Raw genomic sequence first — 25,638 nt, 5'->3', positions numbered from 1 at the left:
TTGAGCACCTTCCACTTCAGCGTGTAGGGCTCCCCGACCGAGCAACTGGTGACCACGAACCTCAAACTCTTGTCGGCCTTGAGCAGGATCCCGCCGCGACGCATCGTGCGGAGCCAGGTCGGACGCCATCCGGCCTGCGTGACCTCGCAGTCGATGGACACGGTCTCGGACACGTCGACCGGGAACTCGTCCTCGATGAACTCCTCGGTGTCCTTGAACGACCGGGACGACTCGCTCGGGCTCTTCGCCAACGGCACCGACGTGCCGAAGACCTCGCGCCACTTCTTGTTGGCGGACGTCTTGCCTTCGTCCGCGATCGCCTCGAGGCATCGGTTGTACGCCTTCTTCGCCTTCGGCTGGAACTTCGCCTTGACGTGGACCCGCTGCCGGCTGCCCAGCGCCAGGTAGTACTCCTGCTCTGGCTGATCTTTGAAGAATGCGAAGAAGTCGCGGGCCATGAGGTCGAACGAGCCCGCGCCCGCTGCGTCGTAGTCGTCGGTCTGGTCGAAGAAGTTGTAGACGAGGGTGTCGATGAGCAGGCCGCCCATATTTACGCCGTTCGCGTTCTTCCATGCCCGTGCCATCCGGGCGAGGTGGCGCATGTTCGTCGAGGTACGGTCTTTGCACTCCCTGGTCACGGCGATCTCCTCGCGCGGCTTGGTGACCTTCCAGCCCTCAGCCTTCGTGTCCGGGTGGTCGAAGCTGCCATCGGCGTTCTCAAATGCCGGCTGGACCTCGAACTTGAAGGCGTTGGACGTGAACCGCACTCGGACGACACACTGGTCGACGCGGATCTCCGTGTTCTTGTACCGCGCCTTGAGGTCGTCGCGAACCCTCTCGAGAACCCTCCGCGGGCCGGTGTCCCCGTCGTAGCTCGCCCGGATCCCGGGCGGGAGGATGAAGATCATGTCGAGGTCGGACACGCCCTTGATCGCGGTGTGCCGACCGAACGATCCGACCATCAGCTTGTATTCGGTGCAGCCGTCCTTGTCGCGGAAGTCCTTGTTGAGCGCCTTCGTGATCTCGTCCCGCCGCGAGGCGACCGTCGTGGCCGTCTCTCCGACCTTGAGGTTCTGGAGCAGCGTTTCGAAGATCTCTGAGGTCTTCATCGTCATGCCTCGCCTTCGCCGAGCCGAAGCGCCTCCGGGAGGAAGAGGTCGATCTCGCGCGAGGTGAACGTCATCTCCTCGTTGTTCTGCAGCCCGCCCTGGGCACGCGCGAACGCCCTGCTGCTCGTCCTGGGCGCGTCGGCGTACGCGTCGCGCGCGGCCTGCTGCAGCTCGTCCCGCCGCTCTCGGCCCTCCGCGTTGGAGACGGTGCCGGACATCAGGTCGGCGATGAGGGAGATGTACGACTCCCGGACGTCCCACAGCCGAGAGGCGATGCCGCGGTGGGCCTCAGACTCCTCCTCGAACTTGAAGGTCTTCGCCCCAAGGCTCATCCAACTGACCAGGAGCGCAATAGAAGAGGTCGCGAGGCTCGTCAGCACTGCGTTGCCGAGCAGGCCGACCACCGCGGCAAGGAAGGTGCCCGAACCGATCGCAGTGAGGGCAATAAGGACGCCCTGCTGCCACCGGTGCTTGGTGAAGCAGATGTCCGCCTGCTTCTCATGGCTCTTGTGGCTGTAGACCACGCGCCCGAAGGCCTCTCGCATCTGCGCCAGAAGGTACGGGTCCCGGTCGGGCACCGCTTCGCTCTCGGGTGTCAATTCGTTCCTACTCGGTCGAGGGCTCCTGGACATGCGCCTGAAAGTCAGTTGCACATCTTCTGAGTATGGCGGCGACCACTGACACTCCGACCGACTCGAGCTACCTCCCGTTCAGGCCGCGCTCGATCCGACCCGCCCTGCGGCCCTCTCCTGCTTCGCGCAGGTAGCGAAGAGCGGTGGACACGATGCCGCGGAGCCGCTCGCCCTCCTCCTCCGCGGCGGCCCCGCGAGGCTCCCGACTCCAGGCCCGGCGAGAGCGAGGCTCGTTGCCCATTCGCGCAGGAGGTTGTGGCGATGGCGTCCTCCCGGCTCGAAGGCCTCGGCCTTCAGCTCCTCCTCGCCGCACAGGCCGAGCTTCCGCGCTTGGCACCGGCTTCGTCAGTCATGGGTGGGCATGGCAGCGCTGCTGCGGGCAGACGAAGACCAGTCGTCCTGAGCGAAACCGACGCGTTCGGCTGACGAGTCGAGAGCGGCTCGTACTTGAGGAAGGAGGCAACTGTTGGGTTCATCAGCTGCAGCAGGCGACACAGCCGAGAACAGCAGCGATGTACCACGGTCAGTTCGACACTTGGCACGCACGACCGTGAGCGTAGAGCCCGCCGACAACCAGAGCGCCTCGCGAACACGATGACCGCGCCACCCGGCCTCTCCGGTCGTACTCGAGGACCTCCGGAAGGCGGGAGCCGCCAAGGCCGACGGCGCGCCTCCTCTGCCACAGTCGCAAGTCGACCGGATCGTCACCATCCTGCGCCGGGCAGGCTCTCAGGCCAGTGCACCTCGTGGACACGGAGCGCCACACCGGACGGCTGCGGGCCGTGGGAGCGGTACTCGGCACCGGCGGCACGGGGTGCGGTCACCCTCCTCTCGCGTTCGCGCTCCCAGTCCCCGGTCGCGGCAGCCACACAGCGATCATCCCTATCGGATGCGCGCTCACCGACGATGTGCGACGCTGCGAAGCGCGCCTACTTCGTCTCGTTCGGGTGGCTCGTGTGCACCTGCTCCAGGAAGACCGTGCGCTCGTGGACGTAGAACCAGATGCGCGCGGTGCCCTTCGCAGTCGGTTTGTGCTGCCACCGCTCATGGGTCGCGCCGCCACGCTCGATGACGCCGAGCTCACCCTTGAGCCGATAGTTCGTCGGCGTCGTGGACAGTGGCGTCCGCGTGAGGAAGTCCCAGGTCTCCGTCATGGGGTTGCGGATCGTCGCGACGAGGTCGCGCCAACCCTTCTGCGCGTCGGCTGTGGCGAAGCGGATCTCGTACTCGATCTTCTTCGGAGGGCGAGGAACCAGCTCGCCCTTCCTGGCGGCCGCCACGGCTACGGACGCTCCACGGTCTCATCGTCGTCGAACCACTCCAGACCGGCGCTGCCGCTGCTGAGCCCGGCCGCGACGGCCGTGGCCGTCTCCTTCCAGGAGGTCAGCTCTGCGATCGCGAGGTGCGGCTGGTCGGTGGCGAACGACGCGCGCGCCGCATCGACGAGGTCCTGCGCGCAGGACTCCCGGTCGGCCGACGACAGCGCGAGCATCCAAGGGAAGGCCTTGGACATCCGCTCGGCGAGCGAGCCGCGGTCGTCGAGGGTGACGGTGATGAGCTGCGCGGCAAAGTTCAGCAAGCGGGCACGGCCCTCGGCCTCGCGCTGCGACATCAGGACCAGAGCCTCGCCGTCGCGCCGGGTCACCGTCACGGGGTGGTCCTCGGCCTCGGCGAAGACCTCGGCGGAGTGCTTGCTCAGGTCCGAGGAGCGCCGAGTCGCCACGGGGAGGTCTGCTGCGATGGTCATGGATCCATAGTATTCGGAACGTATTCGGAAGTCTAGTGGAGGCCGCAGAGTGCGTGCGCCAGACTCGACCTCCGGACGCGGTCCGAAGCCAGATCTCAGCCTTCCTTGATGCTTGAGTCAGACCCGAACTCACAGCCGGTCGATCGTCGAGACGGGGCGCGCACTTACAGAGCTGCTTACCTTGCGCCTGCCGAAAACTCATCCGTCCTGGTGGGGGCTGGTATACGGGTGGTGTCGAGCGGGGGGCGTACCCCCACAGGACCGCCCACCTGGCCGCCACACCCGCAGACGCTGTCGGCGGTGGCCTGCCGCGGACAGCCGCACTAGCATCAGGTGGCCGGGCGACGACGCCCGGTCCTATGCGTCCGCGGGGTGGGGGAACGTGCAGCGCTCAGTGGTTTTCGTCCATGGCACCGCAGTGCGCGAGGAGTCGTACAACAAGACGTTCGCCACGGTGCGTTCAGAGTTAGCGGGGCTGCAACCCGGGGCCGAAGTGCGGGGCTGCTTCTGGGGTCGCGAGGCTGGCGCGGGGCTGGCGCTTGAGGGCGCGAGCATCCCCGGCTACACCGACTCCGGCGGCGGGCGCAAAGAGGACGAGGACGTGGCCGTCTGGGGCGTGCTCTACCAAGACCCGGGCTACGAACTGCGTCTACTGGGCCTTCGTCCCGCCGTCGCCTCGGGAATGGGGCGTGGACAGAGCCCAGCGCAGAAGCTGCTCGACGAACTCTCCGGCTACGTCGTGTCTCCCCGTGTACGAGACGCCTTCGCGGAACACGGGCTGGACAGCGCCCTCGACCGCGCGGTGCGGACGGTCGCCGAGTCACCGGAGCTGCGGGACGCCGCGGCCACGGCAGACGAAGGCGGCTATGAGCACCGGCACGCATTCGCCCGAGCCGTCGTCGCCGCGACGCTTGCAGAGGCAGCGGACCAGGGCGTCGACTCCCTCGAAGGCCTCCAGCGGGACGCCTTGCTCTCGCTGATCAGCGCTGAGCTGCGGACGAAGGGGCGCACGCTGGGGGGAACGGTAGCCAAGGCCGCCGCCACCCCCGCACTGCTCGCGCTGACCAGGCACGCACGGCGGCGGCGAGGCAAGCACAACGACGACCTCATCTTGCCTGCGGTCGGCGACATCCTGCGTTACCAGGCCCGCGGGCACGCCCTGCGTCAGCTGATCAAGCGCACCATCGAGCACGCCCCCGGAGACGCAGTCACCGTGATCGCCCACAGCCTGGGCGGAGTGGCCTGCGTGGACCTCATGGTGCAGGAGGAGGTCGACCGGGTCGACCAGCTGATCACCGTCGGCTCCCAGGCTCCGTTCTTCTACGAGGCAGGTGCCCTGGTCTCACTCGAACACCCGCACCCGCTTCCCAGGCACTTCCCCCAGCGCTGGCTCAATATCTACGATCGCCGCGACCTACTGTCGTTCCGGGCCGCGCAGGTCTTCTCCACCATCGCTACCGATCACGAGGTCGACAACCGGCAGCCGTTCCCCTTCGCGCACAGCGCCTATTGGTCCAACCACAAGGTCTGGGACGCAGTCGGCACATGGCTCAGCTGAACGCCGTCGACGACCCGGCACGTGTCCACGCCGTGGTTGTCGGACTCGAACGGTACCCCCGGAACCCCGACTGGGATCTGCCCGGCGCTGTGGACGACGCCCTGCGCTTCTACAGATGGCTGCGCAAAGGCGGTGTGCCTGAGGCGAACATCCAGCTCCTGCTGGCCCCTGGGGAGGACAGCCGGTGTCGGCTCGAACCTCTGACCGAGTCCGGTGAACTGACCTGGCAGCCGGCCTGGCAGCGGGGCCAGCTCATGGATGCTTTCACCACCGGCCTCGACGGGCGCAGCGGCGATCTGCTCTATGTCTTCTGGGGCAGCCATGGCGTTCTGGCGCAGGGGGACCGGCGTTTGCTGCTCTGTCCCGAGGCTACCCCGAACGACAAGCGCTGCATCAATACAGCCAACCTGCTTGAGTACCTCCAGCGCGACGATCTGGACGGCTTCGGACAGCAGGTGCTGCTCTTCGACGCATGCGCGACTTTCCTGGAGCACCATCACCACCCGACGGGACCCGCGATCGCCGACTTCCCCACGGTTCGCCGGCGTGGTGTCCAGCAGTTCGCCTTGTGCGCGGCCGCCGCCGGCCAGGTCGCGGAGAACGACGCCGCCCTGAGCAGCGGGGTCTTCTCTCACGCCGTACTCGACTGGCTGGAGGCGAACTCCGTCGACTTGCGACCGGATCTGACCGCTCTCCTCACCCATGTCAAGGGACGGACACCCGAGTTGCAGACTCCGGTCAGTATCGAGATCCGTAGTCTGGACGGCTCCCGGGAAGAGCTGGTGTCACCAGGCCGCGCTCCGCTGCCGGCGTCGACCGGCCGGAGCCAGCTCGTCCTCGTTCTGCACGGCGTCCTCAGGGACGAGGATCTGCGGACCCGGTGCGTCGAACACCTCGCCACGCACTGCCCGCAGGTGCAGCTCGGGCCATGTCCCACCGATGAGCAGATCGCCCACGCGCTTCTCACGGTGGAACGGGCCATGGCCGCCGTCGTAGAGGTGGTAGGCATACAAGACCGGAGGTCGGCCGACCAGTTGCTGGCGCTGGGCCGCAGCCACGGGGCGCCCGGCCTGCTGTCCCCCTTGGAGTACGCCTCACTGGAGGAACTGCTCGGCCGGCCCCCGGCACTGCCGCCGATGGCCCATGTCATCGCCGCTGTACGGGACGCACAGCCTTTCGCCGAGGCATGGTTGCCGCCGACCGTGGAGGGCGGCGCGCACAGACCCACCGTCGCTCACCTCATGGCGTGCGTGGAGCACTTCGAGGAATACACAGGCGGGCAGAGCGTGGCGCACCCGGGAACACAGCTGGTTCCTGCGGTCATCCGCTTCACCGAACTGCTCGCCGCGCTCACCCCCCAAGTCTGCGGGGAACTGCGCGAGTGGGCAGACCGGGTGGCCCGCAGACTGGGGGTCGAGGAAGCCGGTCTGGCAGAGCGGCGCGCCGACGCGCTGACGTGGTGTAGCTCGCTTGGCACAGCCAGCGGCCGACCGCGTGTCGTAGCGCTGCTGGACGCGGAGCCACCAAACCGCAGCGTCCTCGGCGGCGGTGACGGCGGCGAACGCTTCACCTGTGCGCTGTGGACCCACACGGGTTCGGGCGACCTCGCACCGGCCGCCGCGCAAAGCGCGGAACCCCTCTCACCACGGGAAGTGGTGCGCAGCATCGCGCAGACGGTGTCGCGGCTGCGCGATGCCACCGGCGAGACCGCGCTCGTCGAGATCCTGCTGCAGCCGGACGCCGTGCAGCTGCCAGTCGACGCCTGGAACGGCTCAGACGACGGGGACCTGCGGCCCACCCTGTTAGGTGTGGAGTGGGAAACTGTGCTGCGCGCTCTGCCCCTGGCCTCCGACGATCGCGAGGAGCAGCGCCGGGCCGCACTGGAGCGCCGCTGGGCGGGGCGGCACGACAATACGGTGATCTACCTCGACGACCGGCACGCCGAGGGATACGCGGCGTACGGGGCATTAATGGACGACATCTGCGCGGCCCGTGCCGTGGTGCGGGCCGGACCGGGAGGCCGGGAGCGGCTGGTCCAGGCAGCGCTTCAACTCGGCTGTCCGGTCGTGCTGTGGGACCGGCAGGCAACAGGTCCGGTCCCGGACACTTACTTCGCCCCCTTGCAGCCACAGGCGGCCGTGGAGTCGTTGCCTGAGCGTGTTCGGAGCTACCGGGCCAAAACCTGCGCGGACCCCATCGCCCACCCCGTACGCCCCGCCGTACTGCTGGAAGCCGCAGACCGGCCGCTGCCGCCCGTACTGTCGCTCACCGAACTGTCCGAACCGACCGGTTCCTCCGATTCCGAAGAGGCGAGTCCCCGATGACGCATCAGCCCGAGACGGATACTTCCACGGCTACCGGCTCCGCCGCAGATGACGAGGGCTGGCGCATCTTCCGAGGAGATGGCCTGCGGCACAGCGTCACGATTCCTGAGGCTCCGCCCTGGCGGCGGTTCGGAAGCATGGGATACGGCACCACACCGGGTGAGTCCCCCTACGTGATCGGCCATGAGGAGACGGACGTCATCAACGCCGCTATCCACCTGCGCCGGCCGCTGCTCGTCACCGGACACCCCGGCACCGGCAAGTCCTCGCTCGCGGCCGCCATCGCGCACGAACTGGATCTGGGCCCGGTACTGCACTGGCCGGTTAACAGCCGGTCCACGCTCCATGAGGCGCTCTACCGTTACGACGCCATCGGACGGCTGCAGCAGAGCGGCCTCGACCGGAGTCCGGGGGAGGTCGGGCCCGACATCGGCTCATTCCTGCGGCTGGGCCCGGTAGGCACCGCGTTCGTTGCTACGCAGGGCCCCCGAGTACTGCTCGTCGACGAGCTGGACAAGGGCGACATCGACCTGCCGAACGACCTCCTCACCATCTTCGAAGAAGGCACCTTCGAGATCCCGGAACTGTCCAGACTGCCCGAGAACCAAGCCGACATCGACGTCCTCACCGCTGATCCGCATCAGCGGGCGAGGGTACACAGGGGGATGGTGCGCTGCACCGAGTTCCCCCTCGTCGTCATCACCAGCAACGGCGAACGAGACTTCCCCCCGGCATTCCGCCGCCGCTGCCTGCCCCTGCACCTCGGCGACCCGGACAAGGAGCGTCTGGAGAAGATCATCGAAAGCCACCTCGGGCCGGACGCTCTCGCTGACGCCGGTGATCTGGTACAGGCGTTCCTGGCCCAGCGAGCCATCGGGGAACTCGCCACCGACCAGCTCCTCAACGCCGTGTTCCTGCGCCACGGCGGTGCCCGGCTGGACGGCGGCGGTCTGCTGAGGACGGTTCTGCACCGGCTCAACGCGGACGGCTGAGACGTGTTCGCAGAACTGCGGAGGATCCTGGCAAGCACCGAGCTGCCCATGGAACCGGAAGACTTTCTGGACGTCCTCTGGCTCGCAGCACGCGTCCCGTCCGGCCCGGCGGCGCCCCTGACCCGCTATGCCAGGAGCACAACGGACCCGCAGGCACCGAGCACCGCCCCCGCCCTGTCAGACACTCTCTCGGAGCCGGGCCCGCAAGATCTTCCCAGGGCAGGGGCTGATCAGCTGACAGCGCAAGCAGAGGCCGCCCAGCAACCCCGCCTCGCAGTGCTCTCCGGCCCCGCCGCCGGAACACCGGCCGGGGCCCTGCGGACCCCAGGTGACCGGGCCCTCGGCCGGACCCTGCCGCTCGGCAGAGCGCTGCGTCCTCTGAAGCGGCGCGTCCCGAGCCGACAGCACAGCGAGGTCGACGAAGTGGCGACGGCCGACCTCCAGGCCGACACCCGCAGTCCGCAGCTTGCGCTGCGTGCCCAGACGGAGCGATGGCTTCGGCTGGCCCTGATCATCGACGGCGGCACGTCCATGCTTCTGTGGGAGCGCCAGTGCGCCGAACTCAAGGGGCTCCTCGAACGCAGTGGAGCCTTCCGCCAGGTGGAGATCCACCAGATCCGCTACACCACCGAGGAGGCCGGAGTCAGACTAGGGCGCCCGTGGAACACCACCATGGCGACCCGACCGACCGAGTGCGTCACGGACGCCTCCGGACGCACCATGGTGCTGGTGGTGACCGACGGCGCGGCGGCCGCCTGGCGCGACGGACGGATCCGACCCGTACTCGAAGGATGGGCCCGCAACGGTCCCACCGCCGTGATCCACACCCTCCCCCGTCGGCTGTGGGCGGGCTCCGGCGTACGGGCGGACACCTGGCAGGTCACCTCACCCCGCCCGGGCGTGCCGAACAGCGCCTGGACAGTGACGGACCAGGTACTCCCCCCGAGTGTCGCCCCGCCTCCGCCCGTTCCCATCCCCGTACTGGACCTCACCCCGACCGGCTTCTCGACCTGGGCCGACGTGAACACCATGGTCGGGCGCCCCATGCGGGTACGCCTGTGGTCACCCCACCGGCCCCAGACACCTGCTGGCAAGCCCAGCCGCGTCTCCGTCCGGGACTTCGGCCGCGCCGCCTCGCCCGAAGCGGTACGCCTGGCCGCGCACCTGGCCGCCATGGCTCCCGTCACCGTGCCCGTGATGCAACTCGTCCACTCCTGCCTCCACCAGCGGCAGGGGGCCGCACCGCTGGCCGAGGTCCTCCTGGGCGGACTGATGCAACCCCTTCTGCCATCCGGGGACGCGCAGTTCACCGGCCGCCACCAGTTGTTCGACTTCACAGCCGAAGCAAAGGATCTGCTGCTCGATGCCGTCCCCACCACCGAACTCCTCGACTGCAGTCGGCGGGTGGGAGAGCGCATCGAGTCCCTGATCGGCCACTCCTCGGACTTCCCCGCGTGGCCCCTGGGCCCGGACGACCAAGTGACCGCCACACCGTTCGCCTACCTCGGGCCCGCGTTGCAGGCACGCCTGGGACTGGCGAACCCCGAAACCAACAACACTGCCTCCGACAGAGCTGTGCTGTCCCCGACCACCGGGGAACCCTCCGCCGAGCCTGCGTTCGCATGGGTGTCGAACGACGGACTGGACGGATCCCTGGAGATGTTGTCCGAAGACCTAGGCATTGCCACAGACTCCGGCGAAACGGATATTCCTCGCTGGGATTCCGTCATGAATCTAGTGGACACGGTCGCAGAGCGCCGCGGCGAGCCGCCCGCCGACGTGAGACCCCGTCTACGCGCGCAGTATGTGGAATCGCTGCTGCACCTGTGCCCTTCGGAAGTCCAAGCCGCTTTCGCCCGAGTGCGCAGCACCCCACAGGACACGGACCTTCTGCTTCTCCACTTGCTTCTCTACGTCCACGCCCGGCCTGACGGCTCGCGAATGACGGAGACGGAGATTGCCGAGGATCTATCACATTTCCTCGATGGGCGGGGACTCCACCTAGACCGTGAACGTCGGCTCGGCCCGGAGGACACACGTCGGTTCGACCTGCTCTGGCACATCGACGGCCGGTACTACCCAGTGGAGTGCAAGCGGACCGGAACGCCCTTCTCTTGGAAAGCGGCTTTCACGCAGACCGAGCACCATCTGGGGATGTCGGGCGATTCCTTTGTCGCAGGTTTCGTTGTGGCCGTGGACGATGACGAAAAGCCTGCCGGGCCAGCACCGCTCGAGGAATGCGTCATCGGCTACACGCCGCCGTCCCATCCCGACAGGATGATCACCGGTCTGCGTTTCCAGAATGGTGCGGCGCCAGCGATCCACAGGGTGTGCATCGCCGTCGACACCGTGGGATTCGCGGCGATGACCGCGGCTTCGCGACAGTCATGGCGCGAGAATCTCGATGGTGCTCTTCGCCATGCGATACAAGCGGCGGGAGTCGAGCCTGACGCGTGCGTCCGCCACGACCAAGGCGATGGCGTCCTCATCCTCCTGCCCCCAGGGGCAGACGAAACAAGGGCTGTGCCTCAATTTGCCGAGGGCTTCGCCCAAGCACTGCGACACGCCCTTGAACAAGGGCACACCATGCGGGTGAGAGTCGCGATGGACACAGGAGCAGTCTCTACGGAGAGGAACGGTTTGGCAGGGGAAACCGTGATCCGCGTCAGTCGGCTCGTCGACTCAGCTGCACTGCGGGAGTCGCACTCCGAGTACGCGCTCCTCGTCTCCGAGACCCTCTACGAGGGGGTGCCGGCCTTCCACGGACGCTTCCAACGCGTGAAAGTAGAACGCAAGAACTTTCAGGCCTGGGCCTGGCTGCTGTCAGACCCGTCCGAACGCTCCCGCCCCTCGACCCCGTCCCACTCGAACACAGTCCTGGCAGACGAAGCTTTGTCAGTGGGTGACCATAGCCTGGCGAGGCGGGAACCGCAGAGAGGCACACCCATGAACGCCAGTTACTACCGGAGCCAACTGGACAGGAAAACCAAGGCTCGCACTGACGCGGAGAAGAAGGTCGGAGAGTCCCGCAAAAAGGAAGCCGACAAACGCGCGAAGGCCACGAAGGAGAAGGCGGCCGCTGCCAAGGCGAGCAGCCAGAGCACCGTCAACAGCAAGCTGCGCGCCGCCCAGCGGTACGAGAACGAAGCCAACAAGGCGGGCCAGGACGCCAGCACGTGGAGCGCCAAGGTGGGCAAGCTCTCCAAGGAGGCAGCTGACCTGTCGGCCAAGCTGGCGAAGGCGGAACAGACTGAGCGGGCAGCCGCGGAGAAGGCTCGCCAGCGTGAGCAGCAGAAGACGGAGCGGCGTGCCGCGGCTGAGCAGCAGAAGATCGAGAGCCGCCTGACGGCGACGGAGGGCGAGGTGCGCACGGTGATGAGGGAACTGCGGGCCCCGAAGCCGGAGAAACTGCGGGTGCTGCTCCTGGCGGCCGCTTCCGCCGGTGACCTGCGAGTCGGCCAGGAGCAGCAGAGGATTCGTGCGGCCGTGCAGAGTGCCACCCATCGCGACCTTGTCGACCTGGATCTCCACCCGGCCGCGACGGCGGACGTCTTCCTGGACGCGCTGACCCGGTTCCGTCCCCACGTCGTGCACTTCTCCGGTCACAGCACGCAGGACCTGATCGCTTTCGAGAAAGGCGAGGACGGTTTCTACGAAGGTGCCATCGTCAGCGCCGGCGCCTTCGCCCGGGCCATCGCCGCAGTGGACGACAAACCGCTGCTGGTCCTGCTCAACTCCTGCCACTCCGCAGCTCAGACCGGGAAGCTGGTCGACACAGTGCCGTTCGCCATCGGCATGTCCGACAGCATCGGCGATGTCGACGCCATCACCTATGCCGCCCGGTTCTACGCCGCCGTCGCCGACGGGCAGTCCGTCCAGGCCGCCCACCTCCTCAGTCGGGCGGCCATCGAAATGAACGGCCTGCTCGACCGCGACCTGCCGACCCTGTCCTGTGCTGCGGACGTCGACCCCAGCGCTACGAAGCTGGTGACGCCGCCTCCGGAGTAGGTGGGTTGAGCACGGCATCGCGTGCATGAGCAGCTATTTTCCTGCGGATACGCGAGCGGGCCCGGACCAACTGGTCCGGCCCCGCGCATCTCCTCCAGAAACCCGGTGCGCCCCATTCCCGCCCGCGCGTACGCTGGCCGTGCCGCAGGCGTGACCACTTCCCCGCCCGGCACAACCCCTGAAGGACTTCACGTGGGCACGTCATTCCCCTTCCTGCAGGACTGGATGGACAGGGCCCCGCAGGGGCACCCGTTGCGCGACTACTTCGATCTGGCCAGCGGGAACGGCGGCACCGACAGCGTCGCCTCCGCCATCGTCACAGCCTTCGATAACATCATCGGGACCTTGGAGAAGGCGAAGCCCGAGCGGCTTGCCGGCATACGCCACGACTTCCGTGCTGCCGCGACCACCAACGACCTGCTGATCCCGCGGGCGGAGATGGTGGCTGGCGCCAAGCTCGCCCGCGCCGGGATCCCCTTCGACTTCGGCCGGCGCAACGGCGCCACCGAGCCGGAACTGACCCTGCGCGACATGAACCTCGCCATCGAGGTCAAGGCCCGCCGCCTGGACGGTCTGCAGGACCTGCGCGACGAACTCCAGGCTGCGCTCGCCGACATCACCCCGTCGGTCCTCGTGGAACTCAGGACCGACTCCCAGCCCCTCGTGATCAAGAAGGCCGAGCGGGACAAGGTGGTCGAAGAGACCGTCCAGCGGGCGCGCAGCCAGAACTACGGCACCGCAGTGACCACCGTGGATCAGCCCTGGTCGGCCCGCAAGCGCCTCCTGATCCACGTCGGGCTCTACCGGGCGGCCGACCTCACGGAGGGATCGCGGATCATCGTCACCGGCGGCTTCTGGGGCGCGGAACCAGGCCGGCATATGACGGACGTGGAGGACCAGGTGATGGCCGTGCTGGAGGACAAGCAGAAGCTCCGCCAGGCCAACACCCGGCCCACCATCCTCCTCTTCGACGCCGCCCGCACCGGCATGGCGTGGGTCCGCTCCGAACAGGTCTGGGCGCAGCGTCTGGCGATACGGCTGCCCGAGACCACCCCATTTGTGGGGGCTGCTGTGATGACACCGAAGCTCGACGATCCCGACGTGGGCATCTCCCTGGGGATGCGCGAGAACCTGTCTCCCCAGGACCGCGCCGCGGAAGACGACCTTGCCCGCCGCCTCGGGCTCACCGGAGTGTGACGCGGCTGGCACCGCTGCCCTAATCGAGACGACGAGACACCGTTGAACCGAACAACGTGTAGATGACCATCCACCTCCCCGCAGATACGCGAGCGAACCCCTGACCAACGGTTCCACGTGGTTGCGCGCTTCAGTTAGCGAGTTGGCGACTGGAGTGGGTCGACGGCTCGAGTGAGCTCGCGTGACTCAGTGGTGGCTCGTCCAGCCGCCCAGCCGCCTTGTCCTTGGCGTTCCCATGCCTCGCCTGCGCCGTTCAGGCTGGTGCGGGTGGCGGCAAGTGCATGGCGCGGATTTCGGCAAGAGTCTGCTCCACACCGGCGATGGTCAGACGCCAGAAATCCCAGCCGTCGATCTTGTTGCTGCCGGTCGCGGCCCTGGCGGCGGCGGTCGGGGTGCGCCAGGGGCGGCCCAGGACGTTGATCTGGCCCTCGTGGTTAAGGACTGCCCGGTGGACCTTCTTCTCGTGCCGGCCGGTGAGGGTGATGCCGGCCTTCAGGTCGTCCGGGTCCAGATGTTCCAGCAGGTCTTGCAGGTCGACTCGGGAACGTGCCGGGTCGACGGCGGGTGTGGGCGTCGCTGCGGTGGTGGGCGCGGCGGCGGGCCGGTCGCAGGCGAGCTGCAGGGCCAGGGCCATGGCGGCTGCCGAGCTGTATGGCGCCTTGGTTCTCACCTTGTCGTCGATCAGCTGCTGGATGTCGGTCTTGTCACCGTAGCGGGCGAGCACGCCGACCGCCCGCATGAGGCGGCTGCGGAGCGGGACGAGGTGGGAGTCGTTGAGCGCGAGGATCCGTATGGTTTCGTCGGCGCGGCACAGGCCGCGTTTCGTTTCGGCCGGCGAGTAGGGGGTGTTGCTGCGCCGGGCGTAGTTGGCGCTGTCGAAGCCGAGCAGGTCGGGGTCGCTGTGGTGGGCTGGGTCCAGGAGCAGCGGCTGTTCGCGGTCCAGGTCGTCGGCTGACGTGCGGGCGCGGGTTCCGCCTACGAGCGGGAACTGGCTGCCCTTGGCGCGGCCTTCTCGGACACCGTTGTAGCGGGCTCCGCCGCTGTTGGAGTGTCTGCAGGCGATGCCGTAGTTCGACACGTCGCAGGCCAGCCACCAGTGACCCGGGTGGCCGGGCACGTCGCGTACTGGGCACCGAAGACCTCGGCTCCCGCACCGAACCCGTCTGCTCCGGGAACACGGCCACGGGAGGAAGATCCGGGGGCGCTCTGGATGAGGTCTCCCGGCCGTCAGGCGCGCAGCAGGGTGACGGTGCGCCCGGAGGGCGTGGTCTGCTGCGAGAAGGCGGTGCGCTCGTGGACCGGGGCTGCCTGCGGGCGGGTGTCGAAGACGACGAGGGTGCCCGTGGACAGCTCCATGCGGTCCAGGTAGTCGTCCAACTGCGCCAGCCCCTCGGCAAGGGGGTCGGTGCGGCCCTGGCGCCGCACCTTCAGCTCCAGCGCCTCGCGCTGCACCGCCCGCGAACCGTCGGCAGCGGTGTACGGCTGGCGAATCAGCAGGTCCACGCGCCGCCGGCTGACCCCGTACTCCCGGTCGATGAAACCCGCCCCGTTTACGATCCGGTGCAGGTAGGCCATCATCACCAGCTGTGCTGCGGCCTCCGGGTAGGTCGAGGCGGTGGCCAGGATCTCGCCGTTCTCCCGCCAGAACTCGGCGAAGGAGCACAGCAGCTTGTCCATGTCGATCCGGCCGTCCGGCAGCCGGAAGCTGCTCGGGACGGCGACGACCTGGCCCTCCGTGTTGTTTCCCAGGACCCGGACAATGACCTCCTGGTAGATCGGATTGGCCACCCGCACCGGCGCGTCCGGAGCGACCAGCCCCAGGTCGCGCACGTACGCCAGATCGTCGTCGTACGTGTCCGTCGGCAGGAGCAGCTCGCCCGCGATCAGCGGCTGGATCACCCGCCGCACCCGGTCCTCGCCCAACCTGGCGGCCAGCGAGTCCAGATGCGTCGCACGCGCCAGGATCAGCCGCTCCTTCGCCTCCTCCATGTGCTCGGCCGTGATCGGCGTGTCCGACGGCACCCCCATCTCCTCGACGACCTCCCGGGCCAGCGCGTTGACCAGCCACGGCTGTCCCTGGGTAAAGCTGAAGGCACGTTCCAGCGCATCCACCGTGAAATCCTGGTCCGTCTGCGTGGTGTGCTGCCCGTACAGCTCGGCGACCTCGGCTTCGGTGAAGTCGCCCAACCGCAGCGACGCCACCTTGATGTTGAACGGACTCGACGTACCAAGGCGCCCCGGATCCCCGCCCGAGGCCGCCTTGTAGTCACGCACATCCCGCAGCCCGCACAGCACCACCGCATGCGGGAAGCCGCCACGGCTGACAGTGAAGCCATCGCGCAACTGGCGCAGCACACTGCGCAGGCTCTCCCCCCGCAGCGCGTCGATCTCGTCGAAGAACAGCACCAGCGGACGCGGACAGTTCCGCACCCACTCAGTCAGCCCCCGCGTGAGCCGGGACCCGGGCACCGCGTCGGGCCAGGAGGCGGGGGCGCGAGCTCATCAGGAAGCCCAGCGGACTCCGCGGACCGCCGAATCGCCTCCAGCACCAGCAGCTCGGCCTGGCCGTAGTCCTCCCCGGCCACCTCCGCGCTCTCGCACGAGAAGTGCAGCGCCGCGTACCGGCCCGAGGCCGTCAGTTCCCGGGCCATCGCCGCCAGCACCGTCGTCTTCCCGGTCTGCCGTGGCGCGTGCACCACGAAGTACTGGCCCTGCTCGATGTACCCGCGGGCCCTGGGCAGCCGCTCCTGGGCCGGCACCATGTAGTGACGCGTGGGGACGCACGGCCCGGCCGTATTGAAGTAGCGCATACCTCGCACGCTAGCCGACGGCACCGACATTGACCTGAGGCGACCGTGCACCCGACCACCGGCTACACCGCCCCGTACGGGCACGAGTGCCAGAGCAGCGGTGCCCCGGTGCGGAGATCACCCGGCGGGCAGACGCAGAAACGCGGCCAGCGCCCGCTGGGGTGCAGTGACCGCTGGAGCGCCTCCGGCGACCGCCAGGGCATGCAGGTCACCGCGGCACAGCTCTTCACGTGCCGATCAGCTCATCCGGCGCACCGTTGTCGTCCCAGTCGGCCTCATGCATCCTGCCCTTGCCGAAAATCTCATCCGGGCTGGTGAGCGACCGGGGCGCGCGCACTGCGGCCAGTGCCTTGTTGGACAGTTTGGCCGCGGGTCAGGGGCCGGTTCCCCGCGACCACGAACGCCTGTAAGCGGCTGTACCTGCTTCGCCACGGCGGCAAGGAATGGCTGGACGAAGATCGACACAGTCGCATCGCCGTGGAGACCCGCATGGGCCGCGAGGTCGCCGGCGTGGAAGGTCTCTACTCGCACGTTGCCCTGGCCATGGAGCAGGAGATTGCCGATTCGCTGCAAAGCAGGTGGCTGTGCTTCGCGGCCAGCGAGAGAGAGCACTGGAAGGCGCCATCTCCCACTGCCCTACTATTCGATCTTGAAAAGTGGTGGAAAACAGCAGGTCAAAGCCGCTCAGGACACGTCGACATAGTTTCGTTCATGAAGTTCATCACCACCAAGAGCTTCATGCCGTTCGTCATCTACCGCATCCTCCTCGGCGTCGTCCTGTTCGTTCTGATCTGGGCCGGGGTGCTCAGCCCGCACGCGGGTGAGTCCGCGGGCGTCACCCCGTAGGTGTTGCGCACCCCTCCCGGGAGCAGCCGGGCGGGGCGATCCAGCAGCGCGGCAGCCGGCGGCGCGGACAGATGTCTTCACCGTACGGCCGGGCACTGACAGTGAGGCGTCAGGCCTGCTGCCGGGGGGTGAGACCGGTGGCGGACAGCACCGCGTCGACCGTCTCGTCCACGGTCAGCTCCGCGTTGTCGATCCAGATCTTCTCGCCGGCCAGTTCGGCGCGCATCACAGCGTCCAGCGGGGACCAGTCCGTCGTCAGCCTCTTGTCCCGGGCGAGGTTGCGCTCCTGGGCCTTCGCCGCGCCCGGGGCCAGGACCACGCAGTGCAGCGGTCCGCCGGTGAGCGTGGCGCGGTAGAAGTCGAGGTGGGCACGGCGTACGACGACGTCGTCGATGACCGGGAGGAAGCCCGCGGCGACGAAACTGGCCGCCAGCAGGCAGGCGTTGCGGGCCCGGAGGAAGATCTGCCGGTCCGCCTCCTCGTCCCGCTCCGGCGAGGGCCACCGGCCGCCGGAGACGATGAGTTCCTGGAGGGCGTCCACCTCGATGTGGGCGGAGGCGGCGAAGCGGGCGGCGAGAGCCTCGGCCACCGTGCTCTTGCCGCTGCCGGGGATACCGATCAGCAGGACCGCGCCTGCCGCCGGCTCGGTGTCCACCGGTACTTCCGCCCAGCCCATGGCCGTACTCCCTCGTTCAGTACACGTCACGCACATATCTGCGGTCCGAGGCCAGCTGCTTCACCTGGGCGGCCGCGGCGTCGGGATCGAGTCCCCCGTGGGCGACGGCGATGTCGCGCAGGGCCCGGTCGACGTCCTTGGCCATGCGGGAGGCGTCGCCGCAGACGTAGAAGTGGGCGCCGTCCTGGAGCCAGGACCAGAGCTGGGCTCCGTGTTCGCGCATCCGGTCCTGGACGTAGACCTTGGCCCGCTGGTCGCGGGAGAAGGCGGTGTCCAGCCGGGTGAGGGTGCCCGAGCGGCTCAGGGCGTCGAGTTCCTCGCGGTAGTAGAAGTCCGTGGCACGGTGCTGCTCGCCGAAGAACAGCCAGTTGGCGCCGGAGTGCCCCAGCGCCCGGCGTTCCTCCAGGAAGCCCAGGAAGGGGGCGACTCCCGTACCGGGCCCGACCATGATCATCGGGGTGGCCGGATCGGCGGGCGGGCTGAAGCGGTCGTTGCGCTGGACGAACACCGGCACGGGGCGGTCCGGTCCGGCGTCGGCGAGAAAGGTGGAGGCGACGCCCTTGCGTATCCGGCCGCGGTGGCTTTCGTAGCGGATCACGGAGACGGTCAGCCGCATCCGGTGGGGGTCCGCGAGGGGGCTGGAGGCTATGGAGTACAGCCGGGGGCGGAGCGGTCCCAGCACGTCGGCCCATGCGGCGGCCGGGGCCCGTACCGGGTGTTCGGCGAGAACGTCGACGGCCTGCCTCCCCCAGGTCCACCGGTCCCGCTCGCCCTTGTTGTCGGGGCGCAGCAGCTTCTTCAGCAGCCGGTCCCCCGTGTGCTCGGCGACCAGGCGCAGCAGGTCCGGGGTGATGCGGGCGATGTCGAGGTGGCCGGTCAGGGCCTCGTCGAGGGGGACCGGGCCGTGCCCGGGGACGTCCACCTCGGCGGCGGGGTCGAGTCCGGTGACGGCGAGCCATTCGGCGACCAGGTCCGGGGAGTTGAGGGGCTGTACGCCGAGGGCGTCGCCGGCCGTGTACGTCAGGGGGGTGCCGGCGCCCCGCGTGTCGATCGTGAAGGCGCGGACCTCCTTCGTCGCGCCGGGCAGGCTCAGGAGGCGGTTCCCGGTGAGGAGGCCGGTGACGGGCGCGGCCCTGGAGGGGCGGGCTGGCGCGGGAGCCTCCTCGCCCGCTGCCACCGCCACTGCCGCTGTCGCGGTCCCGGTCGCCGGCCGCTTGGATGCCGCCGCCGGGAAGGCCTCTGCCCGCGTCGCCGTCCCTTCCGGTGTCGTCGACTCCAGCGCCGCCCGGACCTCCTTGAGCCACTGGCCGAAGGGCTGTTCGTACTCCGGTTCGCAGTCGGTGCGCTGGACCAGCCGCTCCGCCCCCAGTTCGCCGAACCGTTCGTCCAGACGGCGGCCGTGGCCGCAGAAGTCGTCGTACGAGGAGTCGCCGAGTGCGAGGACGGCGTAGCGGACGCCCTCCAGGCGCGGGGTCCCGGGGGCGTTCAGCGACTCCCAGAAGGCGGAGCCGTTGTCGGGGGCGTCGCCGTCGCCGAAGGTGCTGGTGACGACGAGGAGGTCGGCCGGGCTCGGCAGGGCGTCCGGCGCCCCGTCGTCCATGCCGAGGAGCGTGGTGCGGTACCCCTCGGCCGCCAGCGTCCGGGCGGCCGTCGCGGCGAGCTCCTCGGCGTTGCCGGTCTGCGAGGCCCACAGCACGACGACCGGCCGGCCCGGTTCCTCCGGGGCGCTCGCCGGTGCTGCGGGCACGGTCCCGGGTCCCGGGGTCTCCGGGAGCCGGGAGTAGGTGCCGGCCAGCAGCCCGTTGACCCACAGGGCGTGGTCCGGGGCGAACGGGGCGCCCGCCGGAAGCACCGGGGTGCCTTCCGGCCGGGTGCCGAGGCCCGCGAGGAATCCGGCCAGATAGCGGCGTTCCGTGTCGGTGAGGACGGGCGGCGCGGTGTCGGCGGGGCCGAGGACGGCGGTGAGCGCAGGGCCTTGCGCCTCGGCACGGTCCTGGCGCACCGCGGGAGCGGCGACCTTCGCCAGCCGGACCGCACACACCTTGAGCTCGGGCTGGAACGAGATCGGGTCGACCGCGTCGTTGGTCACGGCGTTCACACCGAGGTACTCGCCGAACAGGTCGTTCCAGTGGAACGGGGCGAAGCACTCCCCCGCCCGGACCCGGTCGGTGATCCGGGCCGGGAGTACCGCGCGGCCGCGCCGCGAGGCGACCTCGACGCCGTCCTCCTCGGTGAGGCCGAGGGCCGCCGCGTCGTCGGGGTGGATCTCCACGAACGGGCCGGGGTCCAGCCGGTTCAGTCTGCCGATCTTCGCGGTCTTGGTGAGGGTGTGCCACTGGTGCTGGAGCCGCCCGGTGTTGAGGAGATAGGGGTAGTCCTCGTCGGGCATCTCGGCCGGCGGCAGGTGCGGGCGCGCGTGGAAGACGGCCCGGCCGCCGGGGGTGGGGAAGGCGAGCCTCGGCACGCTCCCGTCGGGCCGTACGGTCAGTTCCTGGCTGACGCCGTCGTTGAGGTAGCGCACGGGGTTGCGGGCCGGTCCTTCGACGTCGGCGCTCGGCCACTGCACGGGGCTCTCGCGCAGCCGCTCGTACGTCACCCCGCGCAGGTCGTAGCCGGTGCGCGGGTTCCAGGCGCGGGTGATCTCGGCGAAGATCTCCTCGGCGCTCGTGTAGCCGAAGGCGTCCTCGTACCCCATGGCGCAGGCGACCGCCGCGATGATCCGCCAGTCCGGCCAGGCCTCCCCGGGCGGGTCGGTGGCGCGGCGGGAGAGGGTGAGGGTGCGCTCGGAGTTGACCATCACGCCCTCGGACTCGGCCCAGAGCGCGGCGGGCAGCACGATATCGGCGTACGCGTTGGTCTCGGTGTCGGCGAACACGTCCTGGGTGACGACGAGTTCGGCGGCCTCCAGGCCCTCGATGACGGTCCGGCGGTTGGCGACCGAGGCGACCGGGTTGGTGCAGATGATCCAGCAGGCCTTGATCTCCCCCTCGGCCATCCGCCGGAACATGTCGACGGTGCCGCTGCCCGAGCCGTCCGCGCGCAGGGTGCCGGGCTCGATGCCCCACAACTCCTCGGTGAAGGAGCGTTCTTCGGCGACCAGGACCGATCGCTGGCCGGGCAGTCCGGGGCCCATGTAGCCCATTTCGCGGCCGCCCATGGCGTTGGGCTGGCCGGTGAGCGAGAACGGTCCGCTGCCGGGGCGGCAGATCGCTCCGGTCGCCAGGTGCAGGTTGACGATCGCGTTGGTGTTCCAGGTTCCGTGGGTGCTCTGGTTGAGGCCCATGGTCCAGCAGCTCATCCACGCGCCCGCCTCGCCTATCCAGCGGGCCGCCTGCCGGATGTCGGCCTCGGGGATGCCGGTGATCTCCGCCACGGCGGCGGGCGGGTAGTCGCGGAGGAAGGCGGGCATCCGCTCCCAGCCCTCGGTGTGTTCCGCGATGAACTCCGGGTCGGTGTGCCCGTTCTCGACGAGGAGGTGCAGCAGTCCGTTGAGGAGGGCCAGGTCGGTGCCGGGCCGGATCCGGAGGTACAGGTCGGCCTTGGCGGCGGTGGCGTTGCGCCGGGGGTCGACGACGATCAGCTTCGCGCCTGCCTTGACGCGCTCCATCATCCGCAGGAAGAGGATCGGGTGGCAGTCGGCCATGTTGGCGCCGGTGACGAGGAAGACGTCGGCGTGGGCGAAGTCCTCGTAGGAGCCGGGCGGTCCGTCCGCTCCGAGGGACAGCTTGTAGCCGCTGCCCGCGCTCGCCATGCAGAGCCGGGAGTTGGACTCGATGGTGTTGGTCCCGATGAAACCCTTGGCCAGCTTGTTGGCGAGGTACTGCGCCTCCAGCGTCATCTGGCCGGAGACGTAGAGGGCCACCGCGTCCGGGCCGTGGGTGTCCAGCACGGACCGCAGCCGGCGCGCCGTCTCCGCGATGGCGGCGTCCCGGGCGAGCGGGGCGGGCTGCTCGCTGCGGTCGGGCCGGGCCAGGGCGGTGGTCAGCCGGCCGGGGGCGGCGAGGAGGTCCGCGCCGGTCGCGCCCTTGGTGCACAGCCGGCCGGCGTTCGACGGGTGCTCCTTGTCCCCCGAGGCCTTCACGACGGTGCGGCGGCCGTCGGGGCCGGAGGCGATGTCGAGGACGATCCCGCAGCCGACACCGCAGTACGAGCAGACCGTGCGCACCCGGTCGGTGGCAGGAGCGTCCGGCGGCGGGGTCGGCACGGTCATGAGGGCCCTTCCGGGGCGGGCGTCCACGGAGGGACGCGGGGCGGGCGGCGGTCACCCCCGAATCTAGGAAGGGCCCGTTAACCGGGGATGACACCGGGCGAACAACGCTGGTTACGTCGCCTGCACACCGCCCGGGAGCCTCCGGTGAGGCCCCCTCGGTGACGGACGAATGACGGTTGGTGACGGCTGGCGACGGGCGGTTACGGGGGGCGACATGCGGTGACGGGCGGTGATCCGGCGCCGGCCGGTGATCGCCCGGGAACTTCCCGGCCGGGGAGGCCGACTACTGGAGAGACACCGGGTGCGGGAGACCCACCGGTGACAGAGGCGGCGGCCGGTGGCGCGACACGGCTGCCGGGGCGACGGCAGCAGGACACCCACGGGGCCCCAGGGCCCGGGAGGAGACCGCGAGGCATGCACTGGTACGAGGACGACGCGCTCTGGTCCGATTTCGCCCCGACGATGTTCCCGGCGGCACGGGCCGAGTCCACCGCCGCCCTGGTCGCGTCCTCGCCCCTGCTGGACTTCCCACCGGGGGCGAGAGTCCTGGACCTGTGCTGCGGACCGGGTCTCTTCGTGGTGCCGCTGGCGGGGCGCGGGTACGAGGTGACGGGGGTCGATCTGTCGCCCTCGATGCTGGAGAGCGCCCGTGCCGCCTGTGCGGCGGCGGGCGCCGGGGTCCGGCTGGAGCGCGCCGACATGCTCACGTACCGGGAGCCGGGCGCCTTCGACGTGGTGCTGAACGTCTTCACCTCCTTCGGCTACTTCGACGAGGCCGAGGACAACCTCCAGGTGCTGCGCAACGCGTACGAGAGCCTCGCGCCGGGCGGGCAGCTCCTGGTGGACGTGATGGGCAAGGAGGTGCTGGCGGGCTGGATCGGGCGGCCGAAGGCGGTCGACCTGCCGGACGGCGCCTACGTCGTGCAGCGCGACACCGTCCTCGACAGCTGGCGGCGGCTGCGCACGGACTGGACGCTGGTGCGCGGCACGTCGGCACGGACGGCATCCATCACCTCCTGGCTCTATTCGGCGGCCGAGCTGCACGCCCTGTTCGAGAGCGCGGGCTTCACCGACGTGGAGTGCTTCGGCGGGTTCGACGCCTCCGGTTACGACCAGCGCTCGGACCGGCTGATCGTACGCGGGCGGCGCAAGTGAGGGCCGGGGCGGACGCCCGTCCACTCACCACGGCCGGGCCCGGGAGGAGACCGCGTCCGGCGGTCGCGACGGTACACGAGCACATCACCGACGCGGTGAAGACCCCGGACCTGATCCGGCTGACCGGCGACGTCGTCCTCGCCCGCTTCGAGACGATGAAGGTGTACGCGGCGCTCGGCGCGGTCCGCTCGCTGCTGCGCCGGGGCCGGGTGGTCCCCGGCCAGACCCTGGTCGACAGCTCCAGCGGGATCTACGCGCTGGCGCTCGCCATGGCCTGCCATCGCTACGGGCTGCACTGCCACATCGTCGCCTCCACCACCGTGGACACCACCATGCGGGCCCAGTTGGAGATCCTCGGCGCGACGGTCGACGCGATGCCGCCCTCGCAGAGCCTGCGCCTGGACCAGGAGCTGCGGGTGCGCCGGGTGCGCCGGCTGCTGGCCGAGCGGCCGGACTTCCACTGGATGCGGCAGTACCACGACGGGGTCCATCACGAGGGCTACCGGGAGTTCGCGGAGCTGCTCGGCGGGGCGCTGCCGGAGGGCCCGCTGACCGTGGTCGGCGCGGTGGGCACGGGCGCCTCGACCGGTGGGCTGGCCCGCGCGCTGCGGGAGTCGGGGCGGTCGGTGCGGCTGGTCGGCATCCAGCCGTTCGGCAGTGTGACCTTCGGGAGCGAGCGGTTCGAGGACCCGGAGGCGATCATCGCGGGCATCGGCAGCTCGATCCCGTTCGGGAACGTCCGCCACGAGCTGTACGACACCGTCCACTGGCTGGACTTCCGCCATGCGATGGCCGGGGCGGTCGGACTGCTGCGGGAGCACGCGGTGTTCGCGGGGCTGTCCACCGGGGCGGCCCATCTGACGGCGTCCTGGGAGACGGCCCGCGACCCCGGGCGGCTGCATCTGGTGCTGGGCGCCGACACCGGACACCGGTACGCGGAGCGGGTGTTCGCCCGGCATGCCGAGGCCCTGGACCCGGCCGGACTGCGGCCCAGGACCATCGCCTCACTGGACGCCCTGCGGCCGCCGTGGTCGGTGATGGAGTGGGCCGGGCGCGCCGCTCCCGAGGCCGCCAGGACCGTCGAGGGCGATGCCCCCTCCCCCGTACCGACCGTGGAGCTGCTGCCATGACGATCGCCGCACTGGAGTCCCTGTCCTTCGGCCTGGGCCGGATGGCGGACGCCGCCGCCGACGCGGGGCACCGGCTGCGCCTGCTGACCGGCGACCGTTCGGTCTACCGGCACGAACTGGCGGTCCTGCCGCCGGACGCGCTGGACGTCGTGGACGTCGACACACAGGACCAGGAGGCCGTCCACCGGGCGCTGGCGGCCGTGCCGGACCTGGCCGGGCTGATCAACACGACGGACACCTGGAGCCTGCCGGCCGCCGAGCTGGCCGCCGGACTCGGCCTTCCGGGGCCGGACCCCGAGGCCGTACGGCTGCTGCGCGACAAGCGCCGGGTCCGGGAGGTGCTGCACGCGCGCGGGCTGAGCCGGAGTACGGCCGTAGCCGTCCCGCCGGGTCCCGAAGGCGCCGGGGAGGTGCTGCGGGCAGTGGGGCTGCCCGCGGTCCTGAAGGACTCGGCGGGCACCTCCTCCCGCCATGTGTGGATCGTGCACGACGAGGAGGCGCTGCACCGGGCGCTGGCACAGGCGGGTCAGCAGCGCCTGACGGGCGCCCTGTTCGCCGAGGCGTTCCTCGCGGGTCCGCTGTACAGCGCGGAGACCCTCAGCTGGGACGGGACCACCCGGCTGCTCGGGGTGCTGAGCCGCCAGACGTCCCGGGCGGCGGTCGTACGGGAGGAGGCGGCGGCGTTCCCGGTGGCGCTGCCGGAGGAGGAGCGGGCCGGGATCGGGGCGTGGGCGGGCCGGGTCCTGGCGGCGGCCGGGCACACCCGTGGCTTCGCCCATGTGGAGTTCGTCCTGACGGCCGAAGGACCCGAGCTGGTGGAGATCAACCGCAGGATCGGCGGGGCGCTGGTCGGCGAGGTGCTGTGCCGGTCGCTGCGGACCAACGTCTACACGGCGATGACGGACGAGGCGCTCGGCCGCCGCCCGGCGCTGCTGGACGCCCCGCTCGACGTACGAGGGTCCGCGTACGGCTTCGTCCTGGTGTACGCGGAGCGGCCCGGGGTGCTGAAGGGCTGGCTCGGTCTCGACGAACTCGGGGCGTTTCCCGGGGCGGTGGAATGGTTCCCGGTCCGCGAGCCCGGCGAGAGCGTCGTCCACGTGGGCGACCAGCGGGGCTGTACGGGCATGGTGCTGGCCGAGGCGTCCACGGCGGAGCTGGCCCAGCACCGGGCGTGGAGCGCGGCCGTCCGGGTCCGCCCGGTGATCGCGGACGGGCCGTGACAGCCAAGCCCTCCGGAGGGGCCG

Annotated in this window: 17 protein-coding genes and 2 pseudogenes; 9 read left to right on the top strand and 10 right to left on the bottom strand. The window is 69.8% G+C overall.

Annotation, left to right across the window (positions count from 1 at the left end; genetic code table 11):
* Nucleotides 1-2: 2 nt before the first annotated feature.
* The 5 genes and pseudogenes from ACGF2Y_RS10475 to ACGF2Y_RS10455 form a co-directional block, all read right to left on the bottom strand.
* Nucleotides 3-1,109 (bottom strand): annotated as a pseudogene (locus ACGF2Y_RS10475) (nucleotidyltransferase); the annotation flags it as partial.
* Nucleotides 1,110-1,111: 2 nt separating this feature from the next.
* On the bottom strand, nt 1,112-1,708 hold the full coding sequence (locus ACGF2Y_RS10470) for an SLATT domain-containing protein (RefSeq protein WP_392944904.1): 597 nt from the start codon (nt 1,706-1,708) through the stop codon (nt 1,112-1,114).
* 737 nt (nt 1,709-2,445) lie between these two features.
* Nucleotides 2,446-2,610: a hypothetical protein gene (locus ACGF2Y_RS10465; protein ID WP_385959989.1), complete on the bottom strand. Its 165-nt coding sequence runs from the start codon at nt 2,608-2,610 to the stop codon at nt 2,446-2,448.
* Nucleotides 2,611-2,670: 60 nt separating this feature from the next.
* The gene (locus tag ACGF2Y_RS10460) at nt 2,671-3,021 is read right to left on the bottom strand and encodes a hypothetical protein (protein WP_076094230.1); all 351 of its coding nucleotides are present in this window, start codon (nt 3,019-3,021) and stop codon (nt 2,671-2,673) included.
* A gap of 2 nt (nt 3,022-3,023) precedes the next feature.
* Nucleotides 3,024-3,488 (bottom strand): prevent-host-death protein, encoded by a 465-nt coding sequence (locus tag ACGF2Y_RS10455; protein ID WP_392944902.1) that lies wholly within the window; start codon nt 3,486-3,488, stop codon nt 3,024-3,026.
* A gap of 382 nt (nt 3,489-3,870) precedes the next feature.
* Here ACGF2Y_RS10455 and ACGF2Y_RS10450 point away from each other — a divergent pair, with 382 nt between their 5' ends.
* From ACGF2Y_RS10450 to ACGF2Y_RS10430, 5 genes are all read left to right on the top strand, one after another.
* A complete protein-coding gene (locus ACGF2Y_RS10450; protein WP_392944900.1) occupies nt 3,871-5,046 on the top strand; it encodes a hypothetical protein in 1,176 nt (391 codons plus the stop codon).
* On the top strand, nt 5,034-7,370 hold the full coding sequence (locus ACGF2Y_RS10445) for a hypothetical protein (RefSeq protein WP_392944898.1): 2,337 nt from the start codon (nt 5,034-5,036) through the stop codon (nt 7,368-7,370). The genes ACGF2Y_RS10450 and ACGF2Y_RS10445 overlap by 13 nt, the downstream gene beginning before the upstream one ends.
* Entirely contained in the window at nt 7,367-8,362 is a 996-nt protein-coding gene (locus tag ACGF2Y_RS10440) for an AAA family ATPase (RefSeq protein ID WP_392944896.1), read from the top strand. The genes ACGF2Y_RS10445 and ACGF2Y_RS10440 overlap by 4 nt, the downstream gene beginning before the upstream one ends.
* Nucleotides 8,363-8,410: 48 nt before the next feature.
* Nucleotides 8,411-12,370, top strand: a complete 3,960-nt coding sequence (locus ACGF2Y_RS10435) for an SAV_2336 N-terminal domain-related protein (protein ID WP_392945337.1) — start codon at nt 8,411-8,413, stop codon at nt 12,368-12,370.
* A gap of 192 nt (nt 12,371-12,562) precedes the next feature.
* Nucleotides 12,563-13,567: a hypothetical protein gene (locus ACGF2Y_RS10430; protein ID WP_392944894.1), complete on the top strand. Its 1,005-nt coding sequence runs from the start codon at nt 12,563-12,565 to the stop codon at nt 13,565-13,567.
* 253 nt (nt 13,568-13,820) lie between these two features.
* On the opposite strand, the gene ACGF2Y_RS10425 is transcribed toward ACGF2Y_RS10430, so the two are convergent.
* From ACGF2Y_RS10425 to ACGF2Y_RS10415, 3 genes are all read right to left on the bottom strand, one after another.
* The gene (locus ACGF2Y_RS10425; RefSeq protein WP_392944893.1) at nt 13,821-14,684 is read right to left on the bottom strand and encodes an HNH endonuclease; all 864 of its coding nucleotides are present in this window, start codon (nt 14,682-14,684) and stop codon (nt 13,821-13,823) included.
* A gap of 110 nt (nt 14,685-14,794) precedes the next feature.
* Nucleotides 14,795-15,997: an ATP-binding protein gene (locus ACGF2Y_RS10420; RefSeq protein ID WP_392944891.1), complete on the bottom strand. Its 1,203-nt coding sequence runs from the start codon at nt 15,995-15,997 to the stop codon at nt 14,795-14,797.
* A gap of 8 nt (nt 15,998-16,005) precedes the next feature.
* Nucleotides 16,006-16,377: a hypothetical protein gene (locus tag ACGF2Y_RS10415; protein ID WP_392944889.1), complete on the bottom strand. Its 372-nt coding sequence runs from the start codon at nt 16,375-16,377 to the stop codon at nt 16,006-16,008.
* Nucleotides 16,378-17,064: 687 nt separating this feature from the next.
* Here ACGF2Y_RS10415 and ACGF2Y_RS10410 point away from each other — a divergent pair.
* Nucleotides 17,065-17,223 (top strand): annotated as a pseudogene (locus tag ACGF2Y_RS10410) (undecaprenyl-diphosphatase); the annotation flags it as partial.
* Nucleotides 17,224-17,332: 109 nt separating this feature from the next.
* Here ACGF2Y_RS10410 and ACGF2Y_RS10405 read toward each other — a convergent pair.
* Both ACGF2Y_RS10405 and ACGF2Y_RS10400 read right to left on the bottom strand, forming a co-directional pair.
* Entirely contained in the window at nt 17,333-17,899 is a 567-nt protein-coding gene (locus ACGF2Y_RS10405; protein WP_392944887.1) for an AAA family ATPase, read from the bottom strand.
* 16 nt (nt 17,900-17,915) lie between these two features.
* Nucleotides 17,916-22,109, bottom strand: a complete 4,194-nt coding sequence (locus ACGF2Y_RS10400; protein WP_392944885.1) for a molybdopterin-dependent oxidoreductase — start codon at nt 22,107-22,109, stop codon at nt 17,916-17,918.
* 414 nt (nt 22,110-22,523) lie between these two features.
* Here ACGF2Y_RS10400 and ACGF2Y_RS10395 point away from each other — a divergent pair, with 414 nt between their 5' ends.
* Genes ACGF2Y_RS10395 through ACGF2Y_RS10385 form a run of 3 tightly spaced genes read left to right on the top strand, consistent with a single transcriptional unit; the run spans nt 22,524 to nt 25,614 of the window.
* A complete protein-coding gene (locus ACGF2Y_RS10395; RefSeq protein ID WP_392944883.1) occupies nt 22,524-23,264 on the top strand; it encodes a class I SAM-dependent methyltransferase in 741 nt (246 codons plus the stop codon).
* Nucleotides 23,261-24,394: a pyridoxal-phosphate dependent enzyme gene (locus ACGF2Y_RS10390; protein ID WP_392944881.1), complete on the top strand. Its 1,134-nt coding sequence runs from the start codon at nt 23,261-23,263 to the stop codon at nt 24,392-24,394. The genes ACGF2Y_RS10395 and ACGF2Y_RS10390 overlap by 4 nt, the downstream gene beginning before the upstream one ends.
* A complete protein-coding gene (locus ACGF2Y_RS10385; RefSeq protein ID WP_392944879.1) occupies nt 24,391-25,614 on the top strand; it encodes an ATP-grasp domain-containing protein in 1,224 nt (407 codons plus the stop codon). Before ACGF2Y_RS10390 ends, ACGF2Y_RS10385 begins: the two co-directional genes overlap by 4 nt.
* The last annotated feature ends 24 nt before the right edge of the window (nt 25,615-25,638 follow it).

The sequence above is a fragment of the Streptomyces sp. NPDC048142 genome, assembly GCF_043202835.1.
Taxonomy (GTDB): domain Bacteria; phylum Actinomycetota; class Actinomycetes; order Streptomycetales; family Streptomycetaceae; genus Streptomyces.
This window is presented reverse-complemented; position numbering and strand designations above follow the sequence as displayed.

Excerpts from the sequence above, each read along its gene's own strand:
- ACGF2Y_RS10455 (WP_392944902.1), bottom strand. The coding sequence starts at position 3,488 with ATGACCATCGCAGCAGACCTCCCCGTGGCGACTCGGCGCTCCTCGGAC.
- ACGF2Y_RS10445 (WP_392944898.1), top strand. The coding sequence starts at position 5,034 with ATGGCTCAGCTGAACGCCGTCGACGACCCGGCACGTGTCCACGCCGTG.
- ACGF2Y_RS10440 (WP_392944896.1), top strand. The coding sequence starts at position 7,367 with ATGACGCATCAGCCCGAGACGGATACTTCCACGGCTACCGGCTCCGCC.
- ACGF2Y_RS10435 (WP_392945337.1), top strand. The coding sequence starts at position 8,411 with ATGGAACCGGAAGACTTTCTGGACGTCCTCTGGCTCGCAGCACGCGTC.
- ACGF2Y_RS10415 (WP_392944889.1), bottom strand. The coding sequence starts at position 16,377 with ATGCGCTACTTCAATACGGCCGGGCCGTGCGTCCCCACGCGTCACTAC.
- ACGF2Y_RS10405 (WP_392944887.1), bottom strand. The coding sequence starts at position 17,899 with ATGGGCTGGGCGGAAGTACCGGTGGACACCGAGCCGGCGGCAGGCGCG.
- ACGF2Y_RS10400 (WP_392944885.1), bottom strand. The coding sequence starts at position 22,109 with ATGACCGTGCCGACCCCGCCGCCGGACGCTCCTGCCACCGACCGGGTG.
- ACGF2Y_RS10395 (WP_392944883.1), top strand. The coding sequence starts at position 22,524 with ATGCACTGGTACGAGGACGACGCGCTCTGGTCCGATTTCGCCCCGACG.
- ACGF2Y_RS10385 (WP_392944879.1), top strand. The coding sequence starts at position 24,391 with ATGACGATCGCCGCACTGGAGTCCCTGTCCTTCGGCCTGGGCCGGATG.